The organism is Gottschalkia purinilytica (genome assembly GCF_001190785.1).
Taxonomy (GTDB): Bacteria; Bacillota; Clostridia; order Tissierellales; family Gottschalkiaceae; genus Gottschalkia_A; species Gottschalkia_A purinilytica.
In genome coordinates, this window is record NZ_LGSS01000039.1 from 1 (window position 1) to 4,102 (window position 4,102).

Here is a 4,102-nt window from a genome sequence, read left to right on the forward strand (position 1 = left end):
TCATATTGAAGTATCCATCTACTAACTTTTCATATTGCTCCCAAGCAAAATCATCCTCTAGTATTTTTAGTAGCTTTGAATATCCTCTTTCTGAAACTATATATACATTATTTGCTTGATTAAAAGACTGTCTTGTAATTCCTAATTTTTTACCTAATGGCTCATACCCATTAGCTTTAATATCTAGAATATCAATGTTATCTTTAAATTTTTCTCTATTTTCATTTATCCTTCTATTTATTTCTCCCCATGGTTGTCCATGTATTTCAGCTATTTCCTTTACTAACATGCTTCTCTTACCTTCTCCAAATCCACCCTCTATATGATGAAATTTCATGCCTTCTATTTCTTTTAAACCTTTTAAGATTAAGTTGTTCATATGTATTCCTCCTTAAAATATTCTTTTTATTTCATACTCTAATTCTTCAGACTCAATAGACTCTTGTTCTTTTCTGTTCATCCATTCATTAAGTGAGTGTTTTCTAAAAAGTTTTCTATTTCCTAAATCTATACAAGGTATTTCCTTTCTTTTAACTAGTTCTAATATTAACCAATAACTTATATCTAAATATTCAGCTGCTTCCTTAGCTGTCATTGTTGTTCTCATGCGATTAATCCTCCTTTAATAATTCACTTATATCTACTTTTAACGCTTCAGATATTGATACTAAATCAATATCATTTATCCGCCTTTGTCCTTTCTCTATTTTTGAAATTTGAGATTGATTCAAATGGTTTACTTTTCTTGCAAGTTCATATTGACTAATTCCACTTCTGACCCTTATTTTTCTTATTCTTTCCCCTGTATTCATTCCCTCACCCTTTCTAATCAAAATAAAAAACCTACCAATAAATGCACTATTTAATACCTTTAATAGGTATATGTGCATTATGGTAGGCTCTGACTCTAGCTCTGGCTCTCTAATCAACTTACCCTGTAAGTTGACGGCTCTGGCTTTGGTTCTGGCTCGTATTTTTAATTTCGATTTCTTGACTACATTTTTTACATTTAATATAAACACCTTCTATTACTTTATTAGGGTTTATCATAAGTAACTTATAATTACATATTGGACATTTATACCATGCCCTTTCCTTCATGAGCTCCATCTCCTTTTTGCCCTATGCATAATCTTCCTCCTTATTTTCGATAATAATATGTATATTTAAAAATCAACTTGTGTCAAACATGCTTGTCCCCCTAACTTCCTTATATTTGTTGAAACGATTTATTTTTAATTTTGGTTTAAATGTTTTTTATTTCCTCAACTTGATTACATTATAGAATCTTTTTAATTATATATCAAGCCCATAAAATTCGTTTTAGGAATTATTTATTACAATTACACAAAATTACCTTGATTTTCCTTCTAGTATCTTGAATTTATTCTTTTTTTGAATTATTATATAAATATAATATTCTATTTCGTAATCATTACAATATTGAAAGGAGGTATTGTTATTGGAAGTTGGTAAAAGGATAAGGGACTTAAGACGAGTATTAGACATGACAACTTATGAGTTAGCACAAAAAACTGGCTTTTCACAATCAACTATAAGTAAGATTGAGACTGGTAAAAGAAAAATCGACATTGATACTTTAGAGACAATAGCTAAAGCATTAAAAGTAAGTCCAAGTAAATTATTAGAAGAAGAGAGCGTAAAAAAAGAAGATAAATTTGAAACACCAGGGGATGCTATGAAATTTATATTAGAACAAAATGTGATTATGAATTTTGGTGACTTTGATATAGATAAAATGAGCGACAAACAAGTGATTGAATTTGCAAACGAACTTTTGAGACAATTAGAGCTAATTTCACATAAATACAAAAAGTAAAAGTTCGGAGGGAATGGGATGAATTGGATAGACAACTATGTAGAAGGATTAATAGAATTGTATAACACCAGAGATGTTTATGACCTTTATGATTGTTTGGAAATAGATATAGTAAAATTAGACAAAAACAATATTCTCCTTCTAGATAGCGAGGCTTTTTATAATAGAAATTATTTAGGAATTGAAACGGTTTTTATAAGAAATAATTTAAGTACCAGATATGAAAGATTCATACTAGCACATGAATTGGGTCACGCTGTCATACATACATATATGCCATATGCATCATTTAATAGAAAGTTAATAAATAAAGGTAAAATCGAAAAACAAGCCAACTATTTTGCTTTAAAACTTCTAAATATAAATTTAAAAGATGAGTGCTATAGAAATCTTACGATTAATCAAATATCAAGTATGTTAGAACTTCCTATAAAGGTCATAAATGATTTTAAAATATAGACGTATAATAAAAGACAATTAAAAAATACTAGAAAATAAGCTGCTATAAACTGTAGCAGCTTTATATAAAACAAAAGTAAGAACATATGTTTGAAAGGAGGTGTTTCGCTAACTATTCATTGTTATAAAAAGTTAAAAGAAAGGAGAAGGAAATTGGCTGGATCAATAGAAAAACGTGGAGAAAATTCATATCGCCTAATAGTATCTGGCGGTTATGGACTAGGTGGCAAAAGGAAAAAGTATACCAAAACAGTAAAATGTAAAAATAAAACAGAAGCAAAAAAAGAATTAGCTAAATTTATCACAGAAATAGAAAGTAATAGTTATGTAGAACCTTCAAAATTAACTCTTGAATCTTTTTCAAAACGATGGATTAATGATTATGCAAAACCTAAACTAGCTCCAAAAACAATATATGAATATGAAAGACTCTTAGAATTAAGAATAATTCCAGCATTAGGTCATTTACCGCTATCCAGAGTTAAACCAATGCACATAATAGACTTTTACAACCTCTTGCAAGAAAATAGCGTTAGAAAAGATGGAAAAAAAGGAAGACTTTCTAATAACACAATTTCACACTATCATAGATTATTAAAAAATATCTTTGGAACTGCGGTAAAGTGGCAACTTATTCCTATTAACCCACTTGAAAATGTAGATCCTCCTAAGATAAAAAAGAGAGAAGCAAATTATTACAACGAAGAAGAAGTTAAACAATTAATAGAAGCATTACAAGATGAAGAGTTAAAATATAGATGTGCAATAATGATTACTTTAGCTTCTGGATTACGACTAGGTGAACTCATGGGACTGAAATGGGAATGTGTAGATTTTAAAAATAATACTATAGAAATAGTTAGAGCAAATCAATATCTAGTAAATAAAGGAACTTTCACAAAAGATACTAAAAACGAAAGCTCTAATAGAATTATTGCATTACCTCAGTCTGTAATGGATATTATCAAGGAATATAAGAAAGAACAAAACGAAAATAGATTGAAATGCGGAGAAATGTGGAATGACACAGATTTTATGTTTACTCAGTGGAATGGGCTGCCCATGCATCCATCGACGCCTTCTGGATGGTTTGGTAAGTTTCTAAGAAGAAAAGGACTTAAAAAGATAACTTTCCATCAACTTAGGCATACTTCTGCTACAATTTTAATAAATGCAGGACTTAATATAAAAGCCTTATCTGCAAGATTAGGACATAGCAATACATCTACAACACTTAATATATATAGCCATGCTCTTAAATCTGCCGATAAGACTGCCGCCGAAAAAATGCAAAATATTATGTTTAATGAAGACTCTAATACAAGTGAAATACGTTAATTTTTAATTTGTCCCCAATTTGTCCCCAATTCATATTATGTAAACATCTTTTCTGAAATTTCATAAGTCTCAAATCTGTAAATTTCAATATTTAAACTGGCACGCCCTGAGGGATTCGAACCCCCGACAAACTGATTCGAAGTCAGCCACTCTATCCAACTGAGCTAAGGGCGCCCATACTTTTTTCCAAAAAATAAAAATGGAGCGGAAGACGAGATTCGAACTCGCGACCCTCGCCTTGGCAAGGCGATGCTCTACCACTGAGCCACTTCCGCACACATAGTTTTTTAAATTCAATTGTAAATATTTTTAATACTTAATTTGGTGCGGGAAAGAGGACTTGAACCCCCACGCCGTATGGCACTAGATCCTAAGTCTAGCGCGTCTGCCAATTCCGCCACTCCCGCAAGTTGGTGACCCATCTGCGACTCGAACGCAGGACACCCTGATTAAAAGTCAGGTGCT

General features: G+C 31.0%; 7 protein-coding genes and 3 tRNA genes. 3 read left to right on the plus strand and 7 right to left on the minus strand.

The genetic code is table 11. The annotated features are described in order from the left end of the window. From CLPU_RS16030 to CLPU_RS16045, 4 genes are all read right to left on the minus strand, one after another. The coding region (locus CLPU_RS16030; RefSeq protein ID WP_162198926.1) for an ORF6N domain-containing protein at positions 1–379 on the minus strand (379 nt) is incomplete at its 3' end. A 12-nt stretch (positions 380–391) separates the two neighbouring features. Beyond that, on the minus strand, positions 392–607 hold the full coding sequence (locus CLPU_RS16035) for a helix-turn-helix domain-containing protein (RefSeq protein WP_050379080.1): 216 nt from the start codon (positions 605–607) through the stop codon (positions 392–394). 4 nt (positions 608–611) lie between these two features. After that, on the minus strand, positions 612–812 hold the full coding sequence (locus CLPU_RS16040; RefSeq protein ID WP_050379089.1) for a helix-turn-helix domain-containing protein: 201 nt from the start codon (positions 810–812) through the stop codon (positions 612–614). A 118-nt stretch (positions 813–930) separates the two neighbouring features. Beyond that, complete coding sequence (locus tag CLPU_RS16045; RefSeq protein ID WP_164492065.1) at positions 931–1,101, minus strand: hypothetical protein; 171 nt, start codon at positions 1,099–1,101, stop codon at positions 931–933. A gap of 361 nt (positions 1,102–1,462) precedes the next feature. On the opposite strand from CLPU_RS16045, the gene CLPU_RS16050 reads away from it, so the two are divergent. The 3 genes from CLPU_RS16050 (at position 1,463) to CLPU_RS16060 (ending at position 3,637) form a co-directional block, all read left to right on the plus strand. Next, on the plus strand, positions 1,463–1,840 hold the full coding sequence (locus CLPU_RS16050; protein ID WP_050379083.1) for a helix-turn-helix domain-containing protein: 378 nt from the start codon (positions 1,463–1,465) through the stop codon (positions 1,838–1,840). 18 nt (positions 1,841–1,858) lie between these two features. Next, complete coding sequence (locus CLPU_RS16055) at positions 1,859–2,299, plus strand: ImmA/IrrE family metallo-endopeptidase (protein ID WP_050379085.1); 441 nt, start codon at positions 1,859–1,861, stop codon at positions 2,297–2,299. A 153-nt stretch (positions 2,300–2,452) separates the two neighbouring features. Beyond that, positions 2,453–3,637 carry a tyrosine-type recombinase/integrase gene (locus CLPU_RS16060; RefSeq protein WP_050379087.1) on the plus strand — a complete coding sequence of 395 codons (1,185 nt, stop codon included), beginning with the start codon at positions 2,453–2,455 and terminating at the stop codon, positions 3,635–3,637. Between the two features lie 97 nt (positions 3,638–3,734). On the opposite strand, the gene CLPU_RS16065 is transcribed toward CLPU_RS16060, so the two are convergent. The 3 genes from CLPU_RS16065 to CLPU_RS16075 form a co-directional block, all read right to left on the minus strand. Continuing rightward, positions 3,735–3,811, minus strand: a tRNA-Arg gene (locus CLPU_RS16065). A gap of 26 nt (positions 3,812–3,837) precedes the next feature. Beyond that, a tRNA-Gly gene (locus CLPU_RS16070) sits at positions 3,838–3,912 on the minus strand. A gap of 47 nt (positions 3,913–3,959) precedes the next feature. Beyond that, positions 3,960–4,044, minus strand: a tRNA-Leu gene (locus CLPU_RS16075). Positions 4,045–4,102 lie beyond the last annotated feature (58 nt).